The sequence below is a fragment of the Burkholderia sp. Cy-637 genome (assembly GCF_011753175.1).
Lineage (GTDB): Bacteria > Pseudomonadota > Gammaproteobacteria > Burkholderiales > Burkholderiaceae > Burkholderia > Burkholderia gladioli.
Genome location: NZ_VWWC01000009.1, coordinates 25,938 through 48,938 on the forward strand (window position 1 = coordinate 25,938; position 23,001 = coordinate 48,938).

14 protein-coding genes are annotated in these 23,001 nt (G+C 67.4%); all 14 read left to right on the forward strand.

What is annotated here, in order from left to right:
• The first annotated feature begins 21 nt into the window (after positions 1–21).
• Positions 22–1,590 carry a hypothetical protein gene (locus F3J10_RS04640; protein WP_166912746.1) on the forward strand — a complete coding sequence of 523 codons (1,569 nt, stop codon included), beginning with the start codon at positions 22–24 and terminating at the stop codon, positions 1,588–1,590.
• An 11-nt stretch (positions 1,591–1,601) separates the two neighbouring features.
• The gene (locus F3J10_RS04645; RefSeq protein WP_166912745.1) at positions 1,602–2,465 is read left to right on the forward strand and encodes a hypothetical protein; all 864 of its coding nucleotides are present in this window, start codon (positions 1,602–1,604) and stop codon (positions 2,463–2,465) included.
• Positions 2,462–3,166, forward strand: coding sequence for a hypothetical protein (locus F3J10_RS04650; RefSeq protein WP_167241287.1), 705 nt, complete (start codon positions 2,462–2,464; stop codon positions 3,164–3,166). Before F3J10_RS04645 ends, F3J10_RS04650 begins: the two co-directional genes overlap by 4 nt.
• A gap of 1 nt (position 3,167) precedes the next feature.
• Complete coding sequence (locus F3J10_RS04655) at positions 3,168–3,350, forward strand: hypothetical protein (protein ID WP_025099742.1); 183 nt, start codon at positions 3,168–3,170, stop codon at positions 3,348–3,350.
• A 78-nt stretch (positions 3,351–3,428) separates the two neighbouring features.
• Positions 3,429–4,421 carry a Flp pilus assembly protein CpaB gene (gene cpaB, locus F3J10_RS04660; RefSeq protein ID WP_205200155.1) on the forward strand — a complete coding sequence of 331 codons (993 nt, stop codon included), beginning with the start codon at positions 3,429–3,431 and terminating at the stop codon, positions 4,419–4,421.
• Between the two features lie 25 nt (positions 4,422–4,446).
• Positions 4,447–6,147, forward strand: coding sequence for a pilus assembly protein N-terminal domain-containing protein (locus F3J10_RS04665; RefSeq protein ID WP_166912742.1), 1,701 nt, complete (start codon positions 4,447–4,449; stop codon positions 6,145–6,147).
• 22 nt (positions 6,148–6,169) lie between these two features.
• Positions 6,170–7,963 carry an ATPase, T2SS/T4P/T4SS family gene (locus F3J10_RS04670; protein ID WP_167241291.1) on the forward strand — a complete coding sequence of 598 codons (1,794 nt, stop codon included), beginning with the start codon at positions 6,170–6,172 and terminating at the stop codon, positions 7,961–7,963.
• Entirely contained in the window at positions 7,960–8,808 is an 849-nt protein-coding gene (locus F3J10_RS04675) for a type II secretion system F family protein (RefSeq protein WP_166912740.1), read from the forward strand. Before F3J10_RS04670 ends, F3J10_RS04675 begins: the two co-directional genes overlap by 4 nt.
• 31 nt (positions 8,809–8,839) lie before the next feature.
• On the forward strand, positions 8,840–9,721 hold the full coding sequence (locus F3J10_RS04680; RefSeq protein WP_036028360.1) for a type II secretion system F family protein: 882 nt from the start codon (positions 8,840–8,842) through the stop codon (positions 9,719–9,721).
• On the forward strand, positions 9,718–10,068 hold the full coding sequence (locus F3J10_RS04685; protein ID WP_167241293.1) for a DUF192 domain-containing protein: 351 nt from the start codon (positions 9,718–9,720) through the stop codon (positions 10,066–10,068). The genes F3J10_RS04680 and F3J10_RS04685 overlap by 4 nt, the downstream gene beginning before the upstream one ends.
• Complete coding sequence (locus F3J10_RS04690; protein WP_167241295.1) at positions 10,065–10,838, forward strand: TadE family protein; 774 nt, start codon at positions 10,065–10,067, stop codon at positions 10,836–10,838. The genes F3J10_RS04685 and F3J10_RS04690 overlap by 4 nt, the downstream gene beginning before the upstream one ends.
• The gene (locus F3J10_RS04695; protein ID WP_240155369.1) at positions 10,835–11,530 is read left to right on the forward strand and encodes a lytic transglycosylase domain-containing protein; all 696 of its coding nucleotides are present in this window, start codon (positions 10,835–10,837) and stop codon (positions 11,528–11,530) included. Before F3J10_RS04690 ends, F3J10_RS04695 begins: the two co-directional genes overlap by 4 nt.
• Before the next feature lie 219 nt (positions 11,531–11,749).
• The gene (locus tag F3J10_RS04700) at positions 11,750–12,937 is read left to right on the forward strand and encodes a tetratricopeptide repeat protein (protein ID WP_240155371.1); all 1,188 of its coding nucleotides are present in this window, start codon (positions 11,750–11,752) and stop codon (positions 12,935–12,937) included.
• A gap of 342 nt (positions 12,938–13,279) precedes the next feature.
• The gene (locus tag F3J10_RS04705; protein WP_167241300.1) at positions 13,280–22,963 is read left to right on the forward strand and encodes an Ig-like domain-containing protein; all 9,684 of its coding nucleotides are present in this window, start codon (positions 13,280–13,282) and stop codon (positions 22,961–22,963) included.
• Positions 22,964–23,001: the final 38 nt, after the last annotated feature.

A 23,001-nucleotide genomic window follows, 5' to 3' on the forward strand; every position in this document is an offset into this window, starting at 1 on the left:
CCAGGCGGCGCATCGTAGATCATGACGGCCCCAGCCAACACAAGGCACGCCGATGAGCGTGGGCAGGCCCTGCTGCCCGCGCTGCTGTTCCTGGCGGTCGGCTGCGCCGCGCTCCTGCTCGCGTTCGGCTCGCTGCAGTTGACCAGCGCGAAAATCCAGTTGCAGAACACCGCGGATGCGAGCGCCTATGCGGCCGCCTTGCTGCAGGCCCGCGACTACAACTTTTCCGCCTACACCAACCGCGCGATGATCGCCAACCAGGCCGCCGTCGCGCAGATGGTGGGCCTGAAATCCTTCGTCGACATGCTCGACGAGCACGTCGCGGAAAACTCGCCCGCGGATCAGGTCGCGAGCCAGATCAGCCGGAACGGCGTGGACGAGTGGATCAGGAAGAAGCGCGAGGCGAGGGCATTGATTCATCCGGTGCGCGAGCGGCTCGACGTCGATTTGCCGCGCATGACGCGCAGTCTCGACACCATCATCTCCGCGCTCAGCAACGCGCAACGCAGCTATCACGAAGCCACGCTGATGGGCGTGCCGAGCCTGGCCGGCCAGGTCGCGCGCGCGAACCAGCCCGATACGCGGCTTGCCGACGGCGCATTCGACGACCCCCAATCGCAGCAGGAATTGTCGGCCTGGCGTGACCATTCCGTGGAATTCAAGCCGCTTGAGCGGCCGACGGACCGCTTTGCCGAAGCCGTGACCGCGGCCTCCACGCTCGGCGGTTTCACGACGAGGCGCTGGATCAAGGAAGAGGAAACGGTGATCGGGGACGGGTGCTGGGGGGCGGTCAGCCGGAAAGCGGACCTGATCGGCGGCACGCAGTTGCGGCCACGCCGCGAGGGCTGGCAGGCCATCGACGGCACATCGACCCGGGTGCAGACGAGGCATGACTGCGCCACGACCAAGGTGATCCAGGTGTGGGTCGAGGATGGGGACGACGACGGCGGCGAGGCTGGAGCAGCGGGCGACGGGGGCGCGAAGGGACATTGGGAGCTCCGGGAAGTGCGGGAGATCGAGCCCAGCGTCGACGATACGAGCGAGGAAGGCCGCGGCGGCGCGGGCAACGGCCGGAAAAGCCGCTACCAGAGCTGGTACGGCTACGGCGGCTACGTGAATTATGGCTATCCGAGCCCCTCGCCGGGGACGGTCATGCCGTCGATGCGGGCGCAGTATCGGGCCGGGTCGGGCGTCTCGATGAACGTCGACGGCGGGCTGCAACCGTATCGCGACCTGGCCGGGCAGGGTCCCGACCAGATCGCGCCACGCATCACCATCCGCCTGGTGCGGGATCAGGGCTCGACGATCAGCGATCAACGCCTGCTCGGCGAAGGCCGGGTCGGGGTATCGATGTCCGGGCCGCCCTTGACGGCGCTCGCGTCGGGACAGGCCTATTTCGCGCGGCCCGACGAGAAGGGGCTGCGCTACGTATACGGCCTGCTGCGCTACTCCGGAGGATGGTCGCGCGCCGATGGACGCACCGAGTATCCCAGCTTGTTCAATCCTTATTGGGAGGCGCGATTGGCACCGGTGCCGGATGCCATGCGCGCTTCCGCGAGCGATGCGTCGAGCCGCGGGGAAGCTAGATGAAAACATGTGGAATGCGAAGCATCGTGCGCCGGCAGGGCGGCCAGGCGATGGTCGAGATGGTGGCCGGGCTCGCGTTGGTGTTCGTCATCGGTTTCCTGGCGATGGCGATGTTCGGCCGGCTCAACGACGTCCGCAACAAGGTGCTGATCGGTTCGCGCTACGTCGCCTGGGAGCGCACGGTGTGGATCAACCCCGAGGACACCGGCACCGGCACCGATGGCTGGTGGTACGAAAAATTCGGCGCGGGCGCGCAAACCGTGACGAAAACAGACGAGGTGCTCGGGCGTGAATTCCTGGCCCGTGTCGTGGCGCCGCGTCGAACCTCGATTTCCGGCACGGATGCCGACATGCCGCTTTCGGCCGCCTTGCCGCCTTCATGGCGTGATCCTGGCGGCACGGCCTTTGTCCAGGATCGCCGCGACGTGATGGTGTCGACCCGCGCGACCGAGCGGATGCTCGGCAGTCTCGCCAAGATCGCCAATCGGCCGATCGGCGTCTATCGCTCGCCGCACGTCGAGCAGGAAGTCTCGCTCCTGATGGCGTCGCGCACGATGCAGGACGGCAGCGTGGCGGTGGATGTCGACCTGGGCGGCGCGTTCGCGCAGCGCTTGTGGCCCTCGCTGTCGCGCCTGCGGTTCCAGAGTACCGCGACGCTCGCGACCAACACCTGGACACCGGATGGCCGGCTGGGCGTGGTAGCGGCGATCGGCCAGAAACTGGCGACGCCCACCGCCATTCCGGAGGCGATGTTGACGGCGCGCGACCGGCAGACGCTGGCGCGGTCCATCGACGGTGTCGGCGATGTGCTCGGCCCGGGCTACTTCAAGCCGGGCTACGTCGACACGGAATCCGTACCGCTGGGTGCACTCAAGTGAGCGCGTCCTGGCGGCGGTATCCGGCGGCGTTTGTGTTGACGGCCTGCTGGGCCTGGAGCGCGACGGCAGGCACCTGCGAACGGGAACCGGTAGCCGCGGCAAGCACGGTGTGGATCGGTGACGACATGCAGTTGGACGGGAGGGCCATGGTGGTCCGGGCCCTGCGTTTCGACCGGTCGGCGCGGCAAGTCGAGCGCGAGTTCCAGGCCTACTGGGACCGCGAGGGGCTGCCGTCGATGGGCACGCAGGGAACGCGCGGCCGCGTCCTGAGCGGGCTCGACGAGACATGCCAGTACGTGCTCGAACTGCAGGCCGGCGCATCGGGCGATACCGCCCACGGCCTGATGAGCGCGATGCAACTGATGCCCGCCGCCGCGCGTCGCTCGATTCCGGAGTCGGCCGCGGTCCTCCCCGCCGGCCGGATCCTCTCCGATATCGAAAGCCGCGACCCCGGCCGTGCCGGGCGCACCTGGGTGATTGCGCTGGGCGGCCGCGCGGAGGATGGCGCCAGCCGCTATCGCGGCGAATTGCGGCGTGAAGGCTGGAAAACGATGGTGAGCATGGCGCCGCCGCCCGCGCGAGGCGCGCGCTCCTCGGATGCCGCGCTGGCGATGCAACGAGGCGCCTACCGGCTGGATGCCGTGTTCACCGAACAGATGGGGCAGACGACTGCCGTGATCAATGTAATGGAGAGCCGTTGACATGCAAGGTTTGAAGCGCCGGACACGGCATCAGGGAGGACAGGCCTACGTCGAGTACGTGGTGGCCTTGGGCCTGCTCGTCGGGGCGCTGGTGGCGGGCGGCGACACCTCGGTGATCAACACGCTGCTGGTGTCCTTGAAATCGTTCTTCGACGCATATGGCTATGCGCTGTCGCTGTCTTGACCGGATCGGGACGGCATCGTGATCTTCAATCGAATCAACTATCGTTCCCTGCTCGCCAATACCTGGCTGCTGATCGGCATGGCCGTGGCGGCGGCCGGCGGCATCACCTGGGCCACGTATCGCTACATGCTCGCGAGCGAGGCCCGCATCAAGGCGGAGGCAGCGGAGCGTCGCGAGGGGCCCGGCGTGTCGGTGGTGGTGCCGCGCGCCGACGTGCCGGCAGGCACGCCGCTCGACAGCGCGGTGTTCGTCGCGCGCGAGATCTCCGCCGATCTCGTCTACGACGACATGCTGCAGGTGGACGATTTCACCCTTCACCGCCATGCCGTGCTGGTCAAGCCGGTACGCCGCGGTCGTCCATTGCGCCTGCAGGATGTCGACGTCACGCGCGCCCGCGATTTCTCCGACACGCTTGCGGCCGGCATGCGCGCGCTGACCCTGCCGATCGACGCGATCAACTCCACCGATTCGATGCTGCGCCCCGGCAACCGCGTCGACCTCTACTGGGTGGGAACCCTCTCCTTCGTCACGCGGGGCGGCGATCCCGCGGGCGATACGAAATCGATCCGGCTATTGATGCCCGGCGTGCTGGTGCTGGCGACCGGTCACGACGTTCGTCCGCGCGATGCGGGCGAGGCGGCGCGCGACATGGCCGATGGAGCGCGGCGCGATGCTTATGGCACGGTGACCTTGCAGGTGCCGGTCGCCGAAGCGGCGCGCATCGCGCTCGCGCAGAAGCTCGGCGGCTTGCGGCTGGTCCTGCGCAACAGCAAGGATCCCGGCGATCCGGTGCAGCGAGGGCTCGACGAAACCGAGCTGTTCGCGGCCAGGGCGGATGCGCCCGCCGACGATCGCGAACGGGTCGAGATCATCACCGGCGGCGGCAAGAGCACGACCGTGCAGGTGGCGATCGATCCGGTCGACGTCAACGTCCGGTCCGCCGCCTCGCCTGCCGGCGAGCCGCCGAGTCCGGTTGCCCCGGCGTCCGCCGCGGGCAGTGCCTATCGGCAGGCGAATGCGATTGCCCGCAGATTGCAGGCGGAAACCGGTGCAGCCGATGCGTCGCGCTGAGCTTCGAAACGGATACGAGTCGTTCATGGAAAACCAACATCGCGCGGCCCGCCGCGGTTGCCGCTTCGCGGCCGGCCTGCTGCTCGGCGCGCTGCTCATTCCTGGCGCGCCGCCGGCCCTGGCCGCGCGGCAGGCCGAACACGAGGAAAACGCGACGCCGGCGCAACACGCGCTGCTCGATCTCTATCGAGGCGAGATCCGCCTGATCGACGTGCCGGGCCGGATCAAGCGCATCGCGATCGGCGACGGCAGCCTGGTGACGGCCAACGTGGTGGACGGCCGGCTGATGCTGCTGGCCGAAAAGGCGGGCGTCACCTCGCTGGTGGCCTGGACCGCCAACGGCATTGCGCTGAATACCACCGTGCGCGTGGCGAAGGGCAATGTCCGGGAAACCGCCGCGCAGTTGCGCGAGGTGCTGGCCATCGTGCCGGACGTGAAGGTGATCGAGTCCGGGCCGAACATCCTGCTGACCGGCACCGTGCATCGCGACATGCTGGGGCGCATCAAGGCCGCGACCGCGGGCGTGCCGAACCTGGTGAACGCGATCGCGGTCGACGAGGGCGATGCCCTGAAGAAGACGATCCACTTCAAGGTGCGGATCATGGAGCTCACGCGCAATGCGCAGGAGAATCTCGGCATCGAGTGGGACAAGAAGATCGCCGGGCCACAGGCGGGCGCGCAGGGTTACATCGGCAGCCAGGCCGTGGCGGGGCCCGGCATGGTGATCGCGGGGATCTCGACCCATATCGCCTCGACGCTGAACCTGATGATCACCAGGGGCGACGCGTATGTCCTCGCGGCGCCCGAGCTGAATACCAAGAGCGGCGGCACGGCGAGTTTCCTGGCCGGCGGGCAGGTACCGATTCCGCGTGCCGGCGCGCTCGGCACCACCGATGTCGAATACAAGGACTACGGGATCAAGCTCGACATCAAGCCGGTGGTGGACGCGAACAACGTGATTTCCGCCCAGATCGACACCGAGATCAGCCAGATCGATCCTTCCGTGTCCTATGGCGGCTACCCCGGTTTCCTGACACGCAGCGCCCGCTCGGACATCTCCCTGCGCGCCGGCGAGACGATGGCGATTTCCGGCCTGGTCAATGCCGATGCGATCGGCAACATGAGCCGCCTGCCGTTTTTAGGGCGCTTGCCGATCATCGGCCGCCTGTTCCGCTCCGACGAATTCCGCTCGAAACGCAGCGATCTCGTGATCTTCGTGACGCCGATGATTTCCGATCCGACGCTCGCGCCGAATACGGACCTGCTCGCGCGCGCGGACCGGATCGATCGCGGCTTCCACGAGCGGCACGGCGATCCGAGTCCGCTCGCGGAACGCGATCGGGCTCGCGGCAAGGACGAGGCGCGGCAGGCGATAGGACCGACCCGCGCGCAGCCGGTCGGCCCGCTGCGCGCGCAGGCCATGCAGGACGACCGTGACGACGCTTCGGGCAGTCCGGTGTCCAGCCGGGTACCGCCTCGCCCGGCGCCGGCGCCGGCGCCGACACGGCCGGCGCGGGGCGAGGCGGCATCCTTCGGTCCTGCCTCGCCCTCGGCGCAGCGTCGCCTGCTCGATGGCATCGACGCGCCGGCTCAGGGTTCCTTGCCGCGCAACGGCGCACCGCCGCCCCCGGTCGCCGAGCCCGTCACGATTCCCGCCACGCCGATCGAATGGCGCCCCGCCAAGGTCGCGACGCCGGACAGCGCCGCCGGCACCGAGTCACGATGAGCCAGCCACAGGAGACAGCACCGTGCTGAGTCTGCAAGTGCAATTGCGCCACGGCGCCCCGCAGGTCGTTCGCATCGAGGATGGTTGCACGATCGGCAAGTCGCCGGAGTGCGATGTCGTGATCAAGGGCATGCTGGTTGGCAGGATCCAGGCGCGCATCGTTGCGCGAGGCAATGCCTGGTATTTGGAGGATCAGGGCGGGATCGCGAACACGCTGGTCAATGGCGCGCCCATCGAGACCTTCGGGCCCTTGACCGGGAACGACGAAATCGAGATCGGCACGGCGAAGCTGCGTGTCGTGGCCGAGCCGTCGTCGCCCGCGCAGGCTGCGGCGGACCCGCTGGCGATGCCCGCCGCGCCCCCTGGCGTGTCTGCGCAGGACGGCGCCAAGGTCGCGGCCGTGCCCGCCACGGCCCTTGTCGGGACCGCCGCGGAACCCGCTTTGTCCGTGCCGGCGGCACGCAGCGATCCCCCGCCTGCTCGCCGCGCGAATCCCGTTCCCGAGTTGCCGACGCCGGCCATCAACAACCGAATCGGCATCGAACTGCGCAAGACTGTGCATATGCGTCTGATAGCCGAGCTGGATCTGCGCCGCCTGAACGTGGCGCGGATGGACGATGACGAATTGCGGCGCACGGTGGGCGGCGCGCTGGACGAGATCCTCGACAACGACGCGGCGTTCCGCTCGGCCGATGTGTCGCTCGAGGCGCTGCGCAAGAGCGTGTTCGACGAAGTGATCGGGCTCGGGCCGCTGGAGGAGCTGATCGCCGATCCGGAGGTCAGCGAAATCATGGTGAACTGCCACGACGAGATCTTCGTCGAACGACGCGGCAAGCTGACCCGCTCGCGGGTGATCTTCACCGACGACCGCGCGGTGCTCGGCGCGATCGAGCGCATCGTCGCGCCGATCGGCCGGCGCATCGACGAGAGTTCGCCGATGGTCGATGCGCGCCTGTCCGACGGCTCGCGCGTCAACGCGGTGATCCCGCCGCTGGCCCTGAAGGGGCCCAGCATCACGATCCGCAAGTTCTCCCAGCGCAAGCTGACGGGCGAGGACCTGATCGATTTCGGCTCGATGTCGGCCGACATGCTGGCCTTCCTGCGCACGGCGGTGGAGCAGCGCGCGAACATCATCATCTCGGGCGGCACCGGTTCGGGCAAGACCACCTTGCTCAACGTGCTGTCCAACTACATCCCCGACGACGAGCGTATCGTGACCGTCGAGGATGCCGCCGAACTGCAACTGTCCCAGCCGAACCTGGTCGCGCTCGAAGCGCGTCCGCCGAACATGGAGGGCAAGGGGGCGGTGCCGATCCGCGATCTGGTGAAGAACTGCCTGCGCATGCGGCCCGACCGGATCGTGGTGGGCGAATGCCGCGGCGGCGAGGCGCTCGACATGCTGCAGGCCATGAATACCGGGCACGACGGTTCGCTGACGACCGCTCACGCGAACTCGCCGCGCGACTGCATCGCCCGCCTCGAGGTGATGACGCTGATGGCCGGGCTCGACCTGCCGGTGCAGGCGATTCGCGAGCAGATCTGCTCGGCGGTCGACATCATCGTCCAGCAGACGCGTTTCTCGTGCGGCTCGCGGCGCGTCACCCACGTGACCGAGGTGAGCGGGATGGAATCGGGCGTGATCCAGCTGCAGGACGTATTCGTGTTCCGGCAGGACGGCTTCGGCGAGGATGGCCGGGTGCAGGGCGTCTTCCATCCCACGTCCTATGTGCCGGACTTCTATCAGGAACTGATACGCCGGCGCATTCCGGTCGACACCTCGATCTTCACCGGCGGCGCCGAGACGGGGCATGCATGAACCTCCTCGTGCTGCTCGCGCTGATGTTCGCCGGGACGATCGTCCTCCTGGTCGTGGTGTTCAAGCTGGGGCGCGTTGCCATGACGGCTCGGTCGCGCCGCGTCGCGGGCGAGATCGAGGCCTCGCTCGCCGAGATGTACGTATTCGTGAATCGCCAGCAGAGCGCGCTGTTGTCCCTGCTGGCCATCGTCCTGCTCCCCTTGTTCGCCTATTTCCTGTTCGACAGCGTGCTGCTCGCCGTTGTCGCGTTGGTCGGGGCCTTGATGGCGCCGCGCCGCGTGCTCGCGATGATGCGCAAGCGCCGCATCGCGTTGCTCGAACGCCAGTTGCCGGACGTGCTGCTGATGACGGCCGGTGCGCTGCGTGCCGGCGCGAGTTTCGCGGTGGCCATGGAAAGTGTCGTATCGGAGGCACCCGCGCCGATCTCGGGGGAGCTCGAGCTGCTCATGCGCGAACTGCGTCTCGGCATCGACCTCGATATCGCGATGCAGAACATCGAGCGGCGCATTCCCGTTCCCGACTTCCTGATGGTGACGGCTGCCGTCACCATCTCGCGGGAAGTCGGCGGCAATCTCGCGGAAGCGCTCGAATCGGTGGCGCGCACGCTCGGCGCCAAGCTGCAGATGGAGGGCAAGATCCGGGCCCTGACGTCGCAGGGACGCATGCAGGGCATCGTGATGACCTTGCTGCCGCTGGGCCTGATGGTCGTGCTCAATTTCATGGAGCCCGAAGCGATGGCGCCGCTGTTCCATGAGCGGATCGGCTGGCTGACGCTGGCCGTGATCGCGGTGATGGAATTCCTGGGCTACAAGGCGATTTCGAAGATCACCAATATCGACGTCTGAGTCGCGGGCAAGGGAATTCGGGAGGGTATCGATGATTTTCATGGTCTCCACGCTGGTCGGCTTCGGCGCCGTGTTGGTGCTGGGCCTGCTGCTGCGCTCGGTCGTGCAGTTGCGACGAGCGGTACCGAAGGAGGATCGCGCCTATTCCGATCCCCTGCCGCGCTGGCTGCGGTTGGTGTGGCCGCTGGTCAACCTCGTCGAGCACGGGATCGGCGAACACCTCTCCGCCGCCTATGTCGCACGGGTCGAGCTTCAATTGCGGCTCACGCACCTGATCTTCCTGATGACGGCGCGACAGTTCATTGCCCTGAGCGTCCTGTCCGCCGCGATCGCTAGCTTGATCGCGGTGTTCGCGATGCTCGCGCTCGACAGCTTTTCGCTGTTGGTGCTGCCGCTTGCCGCCCTGCTCGGCTACAGCTACCCCCGTATCTGGGTACGCGATGTACGACGCGCCCGGGTGGTGGCGATCCGCAAGCAGTTGCCGGTCTATCTCGACTTCCTGACGCTGGCCGTCGAGGCCGGGCTCAACATCAACGGCGCGATCCAGAAAGCGGTCGAGAAAGGGCCGGACGGCGCGCTGCGCAGCGAGTTCGAACATGTGCTGCGCGACCTGAAATCCGGCCTGAACCGCGCCGATGCGCTGCGCCGTTTCGACGAACGGCAGGACATCAAGGAAATCACCAACTTCGTCGGTGCCGTGATCCAGGCCGAGCGCATGGGTTCCGGGCTTGCCGGCACGCTGCGTTTCCAGTCCGAACAACGGCGCGCCGAGCGTTTCCAGCGTGCCGAGAAGCTCGCGATGGAGGCGCCGGTGAAGCTGGTGTTTCCCTTGATGATGTTCATCTTTCCGGTGACCTTCGTGGTGCTCGGTTTTCCGATCGCGATGCGTTTCGTGCAGGGAGGCTTTCTGTGAGGCATGGCCGGCTGTTCGTGAGCGGGCGGGCGACCGGCGTGCGCGTGGCCCTGGCGGAATCGGCGCGCGAGCGGCTGCGAGGCCTGCTCGGGTGCGACGCGCTCGCCGAGGACGAGGCGCTGTTGCTCGAGCGCTGCGCCAGCGTGCACACCTTCGGGATGCGTTTCCCGATCGACGTGTTGTTCGTGAATCGCGCGGGCCGCGTCCTGGCCGTGCACCGCGAGGTGCGGGCATGGCGCGTCCTGATGCACTGGCGTGGCGCCAGGACGCTGGAGATGGCGGCCGGCGCCGCCGCGCGTCATCGAATCGGCCCGGGGGCGACGATCGTGCTGGGGGACCTGGCATGAAGCCCCGTCGCGCAGGCACGCGCATTCGCCAGGGCGGCCAGTCGCTCGTCGAGTTCGTGATCGTGGCGCCCGTGCTGCTGTTCTTCTGCTTCGGGCTGCTGCAATACGCCTTGCTGTTCCAGGCCCGGGCGACGCTCGATTCGGCCACGCTGGAGGCGGCTCGCGAAGGGGCCGTCAATCACGCCGAACTCGACGCGATGCAGCGTGGCCTGGCTCGCGGCCTGTCTCCCCTCTATGCGTACGAGGCGAACGCGGCCGGCGCGAGCGCCGCGTTGGCGCGGGCCGACCAGGCGGTACGCGACCGTGCCCGCATCGCCATCATCAACCCGACGCGCGCGCAGCTCGACGATTTCGGGCAGACGCGCTACGACGCGCAGTCGCGCAGCACCGTGCGGGAGATTCCGAACGAGTTGCTGCGCTATCGCAAGACCAATATCGGTCGCGAGTCGGGCACCAACATCCAGGATGCCAACCTGCTGAAGATCCGCGTGCACTACTGCCATGAGATGGTCGTGCCGTTCGTGAATCGTGTCGTGTACTACGCGATCAACGGCATCGGCGCGGTCGGGCTCGACGGCCTGACCGCCACCGAGCCGGCCGACGCGAACCACGATCCCTATGGCGCGCCCGTCAAACCCGACTTCCTGTGCCGACGCAAGCTCGAGGACGGGCGCGTGACGGGGCGCTGGCCAATCGCGCTGGAATCCGAGGTCGTCGTGCGGATGCAGTCCGCCTATCGCGGCGCGAGCGGGCAGGACATGGAGCGATGAGTCGGCGGTGGGCCGGCATCCGGTCGGCGGCGGTCGGGAAGGGTTGCCGGCGGCGGCTCGTCCGGCTCGTGATGATCGCCTCGCTTGCATGCGGAGCCGGGGAAGCGGGTGCCGGCGGCGTGGTGATGATCGTCGGCGGCATGCGCGACGCCGCGCGCTCGGCAAGTGCGCCGACGCGCGGCGTGATGCTGACGTTCGATACCGGAAACCCGCTGCCGGATGCCGCTCGGGATCTTCACACCTCTTTGCGCGTGATGGCGCTCGCGCCGCTGGTTGGCGATATCGCGCGCGCCTGCGGGCTCGACGCGGCGCTGCTGCTGGCCGTCATTCATGCCGAATCGGCGGGCGACCCTCGGGTGATTTCCCCGAAGGGGGCGGTCGGCCTGATGCAGTTGATGCCCGCCACGGGGGCGCAATACGGCCTGAGCGACCCGTTCGATGCCAGGCAGAACATCCTGGCCGGCGCCCGTTTCCTCGGCGGCCTGCTGCAACGCTATCGCGCGCGCGAACTCGCGCTGGCCGCGTACAACGCCGGCGAGGGCGCCATCGCCCGCCATGGCGGACGGATTCCACCTTACGACGAGACACGGGCCTATGTCGCGAAGGTGCTCCGCCTTCACGCGCGTTATGCGCGAGGCGGCGAGGCCGCGTGGCGGGCGGGTTCCGCGTCCACCGGCCGTTGCGGCTCCTGACAGTCCCTTGATGTCCGATCGCCGTCGCGGCGGTGGCTGCCGCGGCGTTCGCCTTTCCTGCCTGCCAGGCGCCGTATCGGCGCACCGGCGCTTCTTCGGAGCCTTGAGATGAATTCACGATTTCCCGTTTACGGCAACCCGCGTCGCGCTTCGCTGCCGCGCGCCGGCGGCGCGGCCGGCAAGCGCCTGCGCGAGCTGGCCGGCGAATTTCGCGCCGCGATGGCCGCCGGCCGCTATCGCGCCGCGCGACAGTTGGCCGAGCGCGCGTTGGCGCTGGCACCCGGCAACCCGACCGTGCTGGGCGACTATGCGCTGTGCCTGATGCGCGAAGGCCGTCATGAAGACGCCTATCGTGTCTATCGCGGCATCGAGGCGCTGGAACCGGCGCGCCAGCAGCAACTCGCGCCGACCTGGATCGACGGCCTCGCCGAAGCATGCGGGTGGCTCGGCAAGCACGACGAACTGCGCCGCTACGGATATCGCTCGCTGGCTACCGCCGACGCGCGCTTCTCCGTCCGTCGTCAGTGGGCGGTACCGCCGGGTCGGCCGACGCCTTTCGATTCCCGGCAGCCCGAGCGGAACGTGATCGCCTACAGCCTGTACGGCGCGAAGCCGCGCTATTGCGAAACGCTGGTCATGAATGCCCGGATCGTCGGTGAGCTGTTTCCGGCATGGACCTGCCGCGTTTATCACGACGACACGGTGCCGGATCATGTCCGCAGCCGACTGAAGGCGGCGGGCGCGACGCTGATCCGGGTGGACGACGCGCTACGCCTGGCCATGCCGGGCACGATGTGGCGCTTTCTCGTGCTCGACGATCCGGCGGTGGCGCGCTTCATGATCCGCGACGCGGACGCGCTCCTGTCCGAACGCGAGCCCGCCGCGATCGAGGCCTGGCTCGACAGCGGACGCTGGTTCCACCACATGAGGGATTACTTCACGCATACCGAGCTGTTGCTGGCCGGCATGTGGGCCGGCTGCCGCGGCGTGTTCCCGCCGATCGCGCCGCTGATGGCCGACTTCGTGCGCAGTTGCCCGGACGAGCGCAGGTTCACCGACCAGTACTTCCTGCGCGCCGTGTTGTGGCCGACGATCCGCGACAGCGTGCTCAATCATGACGAGCTGTTCGGATTTCACGATGCGCGCCCCTTTCCTGCGCATCCGCCGGTGCGCTGGCGCGACGTCGAATTCCACGTGGGCAGCAATGCGAGCTATCGCGCCGTCGGCGGCCCCAGTGCCCTTGCCGACGGCGCCATGCGGACGGTGACTCTCGATGACGGCACGAATGGATCGCTTCGTTACGACGCGATCGTGCGCGATGGCCAATGGTCTCTCGAGTTGCCGTTCTTCCTGATCGAGGCTTTCGAGAGAGGCGACTTGTCAGTCTCCGTGCCAATCATTGCCTGATATCGGCAAGGGTAATTTTTCATAAATCTCATAATAAAAACATGCCAATAACCATTCATAAGAAATGGATTGAATCTTGAGAATAGCGGATTAAGCCGTTTCCTTACGATTTTGTTGGATGTCAATCATCGATTCGGCATTGCTGCGGAAGGCATGAAGAGGGCTTGTCGATATTTTTCCTGCTCTGACGAGTCAGCTTGTTGAGACACGGCGTTTCTATCGAGAATTTGTTGTCGTTTTTACGGGAAGGCCGCTGAATTCATAAATAAAAATCCAATATCCAGTGGAATCGTGTTTGTGAGTTATTCAGTCGATGTTCGACAATCAATCAAGGAATTGACCGTGAGTAATCATGTCATCAAGCTCGCCGCAGTCAGCGGCAAGACCATTACCCAAACGATCGAATTGCAGCCGGGCGTGGCGGGTGCGCCGGCAAGCCTGGATGCGGTGGCGAACGGCAAGTTCGTGCTGATCGACGAATCGACCGGCCTGGCTCCGCGCCAAGTGGCCGTGAAGCGCGTCGGCCAGGATCTGCATATCGGCCTGGAGGGCGCAAGCGCGGATCAGCCCCAGGTCGTCATCGAGAATTACTACGGCTCGGGCTCCCAGCTTGTCGGCGAGGCGGAAGGGGGGCAGTACTACGAATATGCGGTGTCGTCGAACGCGAATTCGGGCGCGGCCTTGTCGTCGCTTGCCGAGGATGCGGGCGCGTCGGTCGAGCTGAGTCAATCGAGCCTGCCGCCCGGCTTCGCCGACACCATGGCGGCCGCGCCGGGGGCGGGTGCCCTCGGTCTCGGCACGCTCGGCGCCATCGGCGCGGCCTTCGCGGTGCCGGCGGCGGTGCTCGCCGGTGGCCTGGTCGACAGCGCGCGCGGCAAGGACAGTGCCGTCGACGATCGGCCGACCGAACATCCGCAGACGAAGGCCGGCCCGGCCGCGCCGCTGCTCACCGGCGTCTACGACGACGAAGGCCTGCAACTCAAGGCGATTCCGGACGGCGGCTATACCGAGGACATCACGCCGGTCTTCAAGGGACAAGGGCACACGCCCGGCGACTCGATCGAAATCTGGAACGGCAGCGAGCGGCTCGGCCGTACCACCGTCGACGCCGAGGGCAACTGGTCCTTGTCCCTCGACGACGCGCTGGTCGGCGGCACCTATACGTTCTCGATCGTCGAGGTCGACCCGCTCGGCCACGCCAGCGATCCCACCCAGTTCACGATGACGGTCGACACCTCGCCGCCGAGCCGGCCGCTGATCGATCGCGTGGTCGACGACGTCGATCCGCACGTCGGCATCGTCAACCGCAACGAGGCAACCAACGATACGCGTCCGACCATCGAGGGGCGCGGCAAGATCGGCTCGATCGTCTACGTTTACGACAACGCGGGTTCCGAGGCGATCGGTAGCGTGAAGATCGGCGAGAGCGGTACCTGGTCGTTCCGCGTGCCGGACGAACTGAGTGAGGGCAGCCACGGTTTCACCGCGCAGGCGCAGGACCATCTGGGCCGCAAGAGCAGCATGTCGAAGCCCTACACGGTCGATGTCGACACCACGCCGCCGGGCCAGCCGACGATACTTCAGGTGGTCGACCATGTCGGCTCCATCCAGGGCGCGCTCGAGAATCACGCGGTGAGCGACGATCCGAAGCCGGTGTTGTCGGGGCAGGCCGAGGCCGGCTCGATCGTGGCGATATATGACGGGGACACCCGAATCGGATCGGTCGTCGCCGGTTCCAGCGGCGCCTGGACCTTCACGCCGCGCGCGCCGCTGCCCGAGGGCGAGCATGTGCTGACGGTGAGCGCGGAGGACGAGGCGGGCAACGTCAGCGTGCCCAGCGAGCCATTCGTCCTCGAGGTCGATGTGACGCCGCCGGCGCCGCCGGTGATCGTCGAGGTGGTCGACAAGGTCGGGACCGAGACGGGCCCCCTGAATCCGCACGACATCACGGATGACGCGCAGCCGGACTTGAAGGGCACGGCCGAGGCCGGCAGCCTCGTGCTGATCTACGACACGGTATTCGGCAAGCAGGTGCTGCTCGGCAGCGTGGTGGCCGATGCCGACGGCAACTGGGCGTTCCAGCCTTCGTCGCCGTTGCCGGAGGGCGACCATCGGCTGACCATGATCGCGCGCGATGCGGCCGGCAATGAAAGCGAGGCCAGCGACGGGTTCGACTTCACCTTGCAGGTTGGCGGCGTGCCGGTCATGGCGTCGATCACCGGCGTGTTCGATGCGGTCGAGCCTCACGTCGGCAACGTCGAGAAATTCGGCGTGACGAACGATTCGCAACCGACCGTGATCGGTACCGCGGCGGCGGGCAGTATCGTCCAGATCTTCATGGACGGCAGGAACGTGGCCAGCACGACCGCGGACGAACTGGGCCGCTGGACGTACCGTCCCGAGGCTCCGCTCGCGGATGGCTCGCACATGTTCGCGGTATCCGCGCCGGCGCCCAACGGCGGCGGGACCTCGCAGACCGGTGAATACCCGATCGTGGTCGATACCACGCCGCCCGCCGCCTCGATGAACGAGGTCCTGGTGGATGGCGTGGGTGACGCAACGGGGCCGATCGCCAACGGCGCGACGACGGACGACGCCTCGCCGATCTACACCGGCCGTGCCGAAGCGGGAGCGATCGTGACGATCCACGACGGCGGCAAGGTGATCGGCTCGACCGTGGTGGGCGAGGACGGCAACTGGACCTTCCGTTTCCCGCAGGCGCTGGCGGACGGCCCGCATCGCCTGTCGACGACGGTGACGGACCGGGCCGGCAACAGCAGCGCGCACGGCGAAGCGCATGAATTCACGGTGGACACCAGCCAGCTGGCGATCACGATCACCCAGGTGGTCGACCATGTGGGCGTGTCGCAGGGTGCCTTGCAGTCCGGCCAGCCGACCGACGACCGGCAGCCGGAAGTGATGGGCAAGGCGCGCGCGAATTCGCTGGTGAAGGTGTATGTGGATGGAGAGGTGGCTGGCTCGGCGCAGGCGGACGCCAATGGCAACTGGTCGCTGAAGCTGCCGGACGCGCTGCCCGAAGGCAAGCATGCGATCACGGCGAGTTCGACCACGGACGGCACGGAAAGCGAACAGACCAAGCCGTTCACGCTGAATGTGGACGTCACGCCGCCGGCGCAGCCGGTGATCGAATCGGTGCAGGACGACGTCGGGGCCGTGCAGACCCCGGTCGAGAACCACGGCGTGACGGACGACACGACGCCGACGCTGAAAGGCAGGGCCGAGGCGAACGCGCTGGTGACGATCCATGATGGCGGCACGGCGATCGGCTCGACCTTTGCCGACAACAACGGCCACTGGTCCTTCACGCCCCCGGTGAGCCTGTCCGACGGCGAGCACGATTTCACGGCCACGGCACGCGACGCGGCCGGCAACGAGAGCGTGGCGAGCGACATCTATGTGGTGAACATCGATACCTCGGGCCCCGGGCGCGTCGTGATCACCGGCGCGCTGGACGATCAGGCGCCGCAGACGGGCTCCGTGCCCGACGGCGGGGATACCAACGACACCAGCCCGACCTTGCAGGGGACGGCCAAGCCGGGCTCGACCGTGACGATTCTCGACAACGGCGCCGTGCTGGGCTCGACCACGACCGACGCTTCAGGCAATTGGAGCTTCACGCCGGATCGGCAGCACCTGCTGTCCGAAGGGCGGCATGTCCTGACGGCTCACTCGAAGGACTTGTCCGGAGCGAAAAGCGAGCTGTCCGGGCCTTACGAACTGAACGTCGATACCACCCCGCCAGGCAAACCGTCGATCACGGAAGTGCACGACCAGGCGGGCGAGGAAACGGGCTTGCTCAAGCCGAACGACGTCACGGACGACGCGCAACCGGTACTGAAGGGCCAGGCCGAGTCGAACAGCCTGGTGATGGTCTACGACACGGTATTCGGCAGGCAGGTGCTGCTCGGCAGCGCGCGCGCCGATGCCGACGGCAACTGGACGTTCCGGCCGGCCTCGCCGCTGCCCGAGGGTGAGCATGCCTTGCAGGTGCTCGCGCGCGATGCGGCCGGCAATGAAAGCGAGCCCAGCGACGGGTTCGGCTTCGTCCTGCAGGTGGGGAGCGTGCCGAGCGTGCCGGCGATCACGGGGGTGTTCGATGGCGTCGAGCCCCAGGTCGGCAATATCGCGCCGGGAGGCGTGACGAACGATCCGCGGCCGACCGTGAACGGCACGGCGAAGGCCGGCGAGATCGTGCATTTGTACCTGGATGGCCAGGCGCTCGGCACGGCGATCGCGGGCGAGAACGGCCGCTGGTCGTATCGGCCGGAATCGCCGCTGAGCGAGGGCGAACACGCCTTTCATGCGATCGCCGAAGACGCGAACGGTGGCAAGAGCCCGGAGACGGGGCGCTACGTGATCGAGGTGGATGTCACCGCGCCGGCGGCCTCCACGAACGAGACCCTCATGGACGGCGTGGGTGACGTGACGGGCCCGATCGCCAACGGGGCAACGACGGACGATGCCGCACCGATCTGTACCGGCCGTGCCGAAGCGGGGGCGATCGTGACGATCCACGACGGCGGCAAGGTGATCGGCTCGACCGTGGCGGGCGAGGACGGCAACTGGACCTTCCGTTTCCCGCAGGCGCTGGCGGACGGCCCGCATCGCCTGTCGACGACGGTGACGGACCGGGCCGGCAACAGCAGCGCGCATGGCGAAGCGCATGAATTCACGGTGGACACCAGCCAGCTGGCGATCACGATCAACCAGGTGGTCGACCATGTGGGCGTGTCGCAGGGTGCCTTGCAGTCCGGCCAGCCGACCGATGACCCGCAGCCGGAGGTGGTGGGCAAGGCGCGTGCGAATTCGCTGGTGAAGGTGTATGTGGATGGAGAGGCGGCCGGCTCGACGCAGGCGGATGCCAATGGCAACTGGTCGCTGAAGCTGCCGGTTGCGTTGTCCGAAGGCGAACACGCGATCACGGCGAGTTCGACCACGGACGGCACGGAAAGCGGGCAGACCAAGCCGTTCATGCTGAATGTGGACGTCACGCCGCCCGGCCAGCCGGCGATCGAGTCGGCATACGATGACGTGGGCTCGTCCAAGGGACCGATCGAAAACCATGGTGCGACCGACGATACGACGCCGACGCTGAAGGGCACGGCCGAGGCAAACGCGCTCGTGATGATCCATGACGGCGGCGTGGCGATCGGCTCGACCTTCGCCGACAGCCACGGCCAGTGGTCGTTCACGCCGGCGCTTGCGCTGAGGGATGGCGACCACAGCTTCACGGCGACGGCGCGCGACATGGCCGGCAACGAGAGCCAGGCGAGCACGCCGTTCGAACTGAGGATCGATACCTCGCTGGTGGAATTGACCGTGATCACCGACGTGATCGACACGAAGGAGCCGCAAACGGGTTCCGTGTCGAATGGCGGCGATACCAACGACACGCGCCCCACCTTGCACGGTACCGCCGTGCCGGGTTCGACCGTGACGATCTTCGACAACGGCGAACGGCTGGGCACGACCGTGGCCGATTCCTTCGGAAACTGGCGTTTCACGCCGGACCAGGATCACCCGCTGCCCGAGGGTGAGCACACGCTGACCGCGCAGTCGAAAGATGCGCAAGGCGCCGAGGGCGAAGTTTCCGAGCCGTATCTCGTCAAGGTCGATACGACCGCCCCCGAGGCGCCGTCGATCCTCGACGTGATCGACGATGTCGGCACGGTGACCGGATCGATCGCCCGGGATGAAACGACCGACGATACGCGGCCGACGCTGAAGGGCACCGCGGAGCCGGGCAGCATCGTGTTTGTCGAGGATCGGATCAACGGCGCGACCGCCTTCGTGGGCTCGGCCTTGGTCGACGCGGATGGCAATTGGACCTTGCGGCCCGACACGCCGCTCAAGAACGGCGATCACCAGTTCGAGGCGATGGCGCAGGATGCGGCCGGCAACGAAAGCGTGGCGAGCGAGGTCTATGGCATCACGGTGATGCAGGGTGTGCCGAGCGCGCCGGCGATCACGGGCGTGACCGACGCGGTCGAGCCGAAGATCGGTCATGTCGAGCCGAACGGCGCGACCAACGACGCCCAGCCCACCGTCAACGGCACCGCCATGCCCGGGCAGATCGTGCATGTGTCGATCGACGGCAAGGAAGTCGGCACGGCGATCGCGACGTCCACCGGCCAATGGTCCTATCGTCCGACCGCGCCGCTGCCGGACGGCGAGCACACGTTCAGCGCCAGGGCGGAGGGTGCCGACGGCCAGCTCAGCGAGTCGACCGGCCCGTACCCTGTCCTGATCGATACCATCGCGCCGTCCGTGTCCCTCAACGAAGTGCTGTTTGACGACGTCGGCGTGCTGCACGGGCCGATCGCCAACGGCACCACCACCGACGATGCGACGCCGGCCTACAGCGGCCGCGCGGAAAGCGGCGCGATCGTGTCGATCTACGACGGCGTCAAGCTCATCGGCTCGACCATCGTGAAGGCCGACGGGAGTTGGCAGTTCCGTGTCAGCGAGCCGCTGGAGGATGGCGCCCACAGCCTCTCGACGACGGTGACCGATCGCGCGGGCAATGTCAGCGGTCATGGCAAGCCGATCAACTTCACCGTGGATACCAGCAAGGTGCCGATCGCGATCGACCAGGTGGTCGACCATGTGGGCGAGGTGCAGGGCGCCCTGCAGCCGGGGCAGACGACCGACGATCGGCAGCCGGAAATTCGCGGCAAGGCAGGCGCCAACGCGATCGTGAAGGTGCTGGTCGACCAGCAGGTCGTCGGGTCGGTACAAGCCGACGAGAAGGGTCATTGGTCCTTGACCTTGCCGAACCCGCTCGCCGAGGGGGACCACCGGATCACCGCGACGGCAACCACGAACGGCGTCGAGAGCCCGCCGACCGCTCCGTTCGATCTGACGGTCGATATCACCGCGCCGGATCGTCCGAGCATCGATGCCGTGCGCGACGACGTGGGTGCCGTGCAGGGCTTGATCGCGAACGGCGGCGCCACCGACGACGCCACGCCGTCCCTGAGCGGGCGCACGGAAGCGGGTGCCCTGGTGATGATCAGCGACGGCGGGCAGCCGATCGGCTCGACCCTGGCGGACACGAACGGCAACTGGTCGTTCACGCCGGGCCGGCCGCTGGCTGACGGCGAGCATCGCTTCACGGTGACCGCGCGCGATCCCGCCGGCAACCTGAGCGAGCCGAGCGAGGCCTTCGTCATGCTGCTGGACACCTCGGCACCGCGGCAGCCGAGCATCGCGGAGGTGATCGACGCCGTCGGCGATGTGACTGGCCCCTTGCAGCAGGGCGAGACGACGGACGACGCCCAGCCGCTCGTGAAAGGCCTGGCCGAGCGCGACAGCGTGGTGTTGATCTACGACACCGTGATGGGAACGAAGCTGCTGATCGGCAGCGCACGGGCCGATGCCGACGGCAACTGGTCGTTCCGTCCGCAAGCGCCGTATGCGCCCCTGGTCGATGGCGATCATCACCTGAGCGCGGTGGCGACCGACAAGGCCGGGAACCGGAGCGAGCCGAGCGACGGCTTCGATTTCACCGTGCTGGTAGGCGGCGTGCCGACTGCCCCGGCGATCTCGGGCGTCTTCGATGCCGTGGCGCCGCATGTCGGCCATGTCGAGCAATCGGGCGTGACCAACGACACACGGCCGACCGTGATGGGTACGGCGCCCGCCGGGCAGTTGGTCCATGTGCGTCTGGACGGCAAGGAGATCGGAACGGTCCAGGCCGACGCGAACGGCCGCTGGTCGTTCCGTCCCGAGACGCCGTTGGGCGACGGCGAGCACCGCTACACGGCCGTTGCGGAAGTGTCGAACGGCAAGCTGGGCGACGAGACGGGGGCATACACGATCGTCGTCGATACCACACCGCCGGCCGTCGCGACCGAGCTGTCGCTGATCGACGGCGTGGGCCCGGCGACCGGGCCGATCGTAGCCGGCGGCGTTACCGACGACGCCACGCCGACCTATAGCGGCAAGGCCGAGCCGGGTGCGATCGTGACGATCTACGACGGTGACCAGGCGATCGGTTCGACGCTGGTGCAGTCCGATGGAACCTGGCATTTCCGTTTGACGGAGCCGCTCGCGGAAGGCGCGCACAGCCTGTCGACGACGGTGACCGACCCGGCCGGCAATACCAGCGAACGCAGTGAATCGATCGCTTTCACGGTGGAAAGCGGCAAGGTCGACATTTCGATCGATCAGGTGATCGATCATGCCGGCGCCATCACGGGTGTGCTGCAGCCGGGGCAAGCCACGGACGACACGCAGCCGGAAATCAAGGGCAAGGCGACGCCGGACTCGCTGGTCAAGGTCTACGTGGACGGCGAACTCGCGGGCTCGGCGACGGCGGATGCGGATGGCCGGTGGTCCTGGCGTCCCGAGGCCGCGCTCGCCGAAGGCCATCATTCCATCACCGCGACATCGACGGGCGCGTCCGGGGAAAGCGACGCTACCAAGCCGTTCGACATCGTCGTCGATATCACGCCGCCGTCGCCTCCGACGATCGAATCGGTGGCTGACGACGTCGGCCCGAACCAGGCGCCGGTGCCCGACGGCGGGTACACCGACGACACCACGCCAAGCCTGGCAGGCCAGGCGGAAGCGGGTGCGATCGTGACGATTCGCGATGGCGACACCGTGCTGGGCTCGACCGTTTCGGACGCGAACGGCCGGTGGAGCTTTACCCCGGCCGCCCGTCTTGATGACGGCGAGCATGTCTTCACGGCGACCGCGCAGGATGCCGCCGGCAACGTCAGCGAGGCCGGTTCCGCCTATCGGGTTCATGTGAGCACGGCCGCGCCGGGCGAGGCCCACATCACCCAGGTGATGGACAGCGTCGGCCCGATCGTCGGTGACATCCACGAGATCGGCGTGACCGACGACACGATCCCGATGTTCACCGGCACGGCCGATGCGGGCAGCGTTGTGATGCTTTACGCCGAGTTCGAGGGCACCAGCACCTTGCTGGGTTCGACCCGCGTTTCGGAAAATGGCGACTGGTCGCTGGTGCCGACCGACGACCTGGACGACGGTGTCTATCGCATCACGATGGTACTGACGGACCGGGCCGGCAATGTCGGCGCGCCGTCGGCGCCATACCTGCTCGAGATCGATACCGTGGCGCCTGCCATGCCGACCATCACGGACGTGATCGAGAACGTCGGCGGCGAAAGCGGATCGATTGGCCAGCAAGGCGGGATCACCACCGACCATCGCCCGCAGATCGTCGGCTCGGCCGAGAGCGGCGCCCTGGTCACGATCACCTCGGAGCACCTGGGCGTGCTGGGGAGCACCTACGCGGATGCGAGCGGGCAGTGGCGCTTCACCCCGGACAAGGCACTCGACGACGGGCTCCATGTGTTCTCGGTGATGGCAACCGATGCCGCCGGCAATCCCAGCGCCCGCTCGGGCAAGGTGACGATCACCATCGAGCCCGAATCGAGCGCTTCGCCGGATGCCGTCGACTCGCCCGCCACGGCCGATTCGCTGTTCGGCGGCGAGCACGATCTTGCCTCGCATGTCGGCGGCAGCGATTCGCAGCAGAGCGCGAACGCGACGCCGCATGCCGACGAGGCACCGCGCGAGATGCCGCACGAAGATGGGGTGGCGGCAGTCCAGGCACGCGTTTCCGGGCAGGCCGAAAACGTGGCTCCGTCCGACGAGGCGCATGCCGAACCTGGAGCCGGCGATGCCTGGGCGCTCGACCTGTCGAAGCTGTCGGCAAACGAAGCCCATGCCGCTGGTGGCGCGATCGGCCTGGACGCATCGGCGGGCAGCTCGCTGAAGCTGTCGCTCGACGACGTGCTGCAACACGGCGGCAAGGACCTGTTCATGGACGACGGTCGCACGCAACTGATGGTGAAAGGCGGCGCCCACGACACGGTCGATTTGTCCGGCACCTCCGGCGGCGATGGCGATGCCTGGGTCGAGCATGGCGCGACCACCGTCGACGGCGTGGCCTACACGGTCTACGAAAACAGCGCGCAGAACGCTGAATTGCTGGTCCAGCATGGTGTGACCACGCATTTGATGTAAGCGGAGGCACGACGCCCCGAGCGTTCGAATCGCAAGCC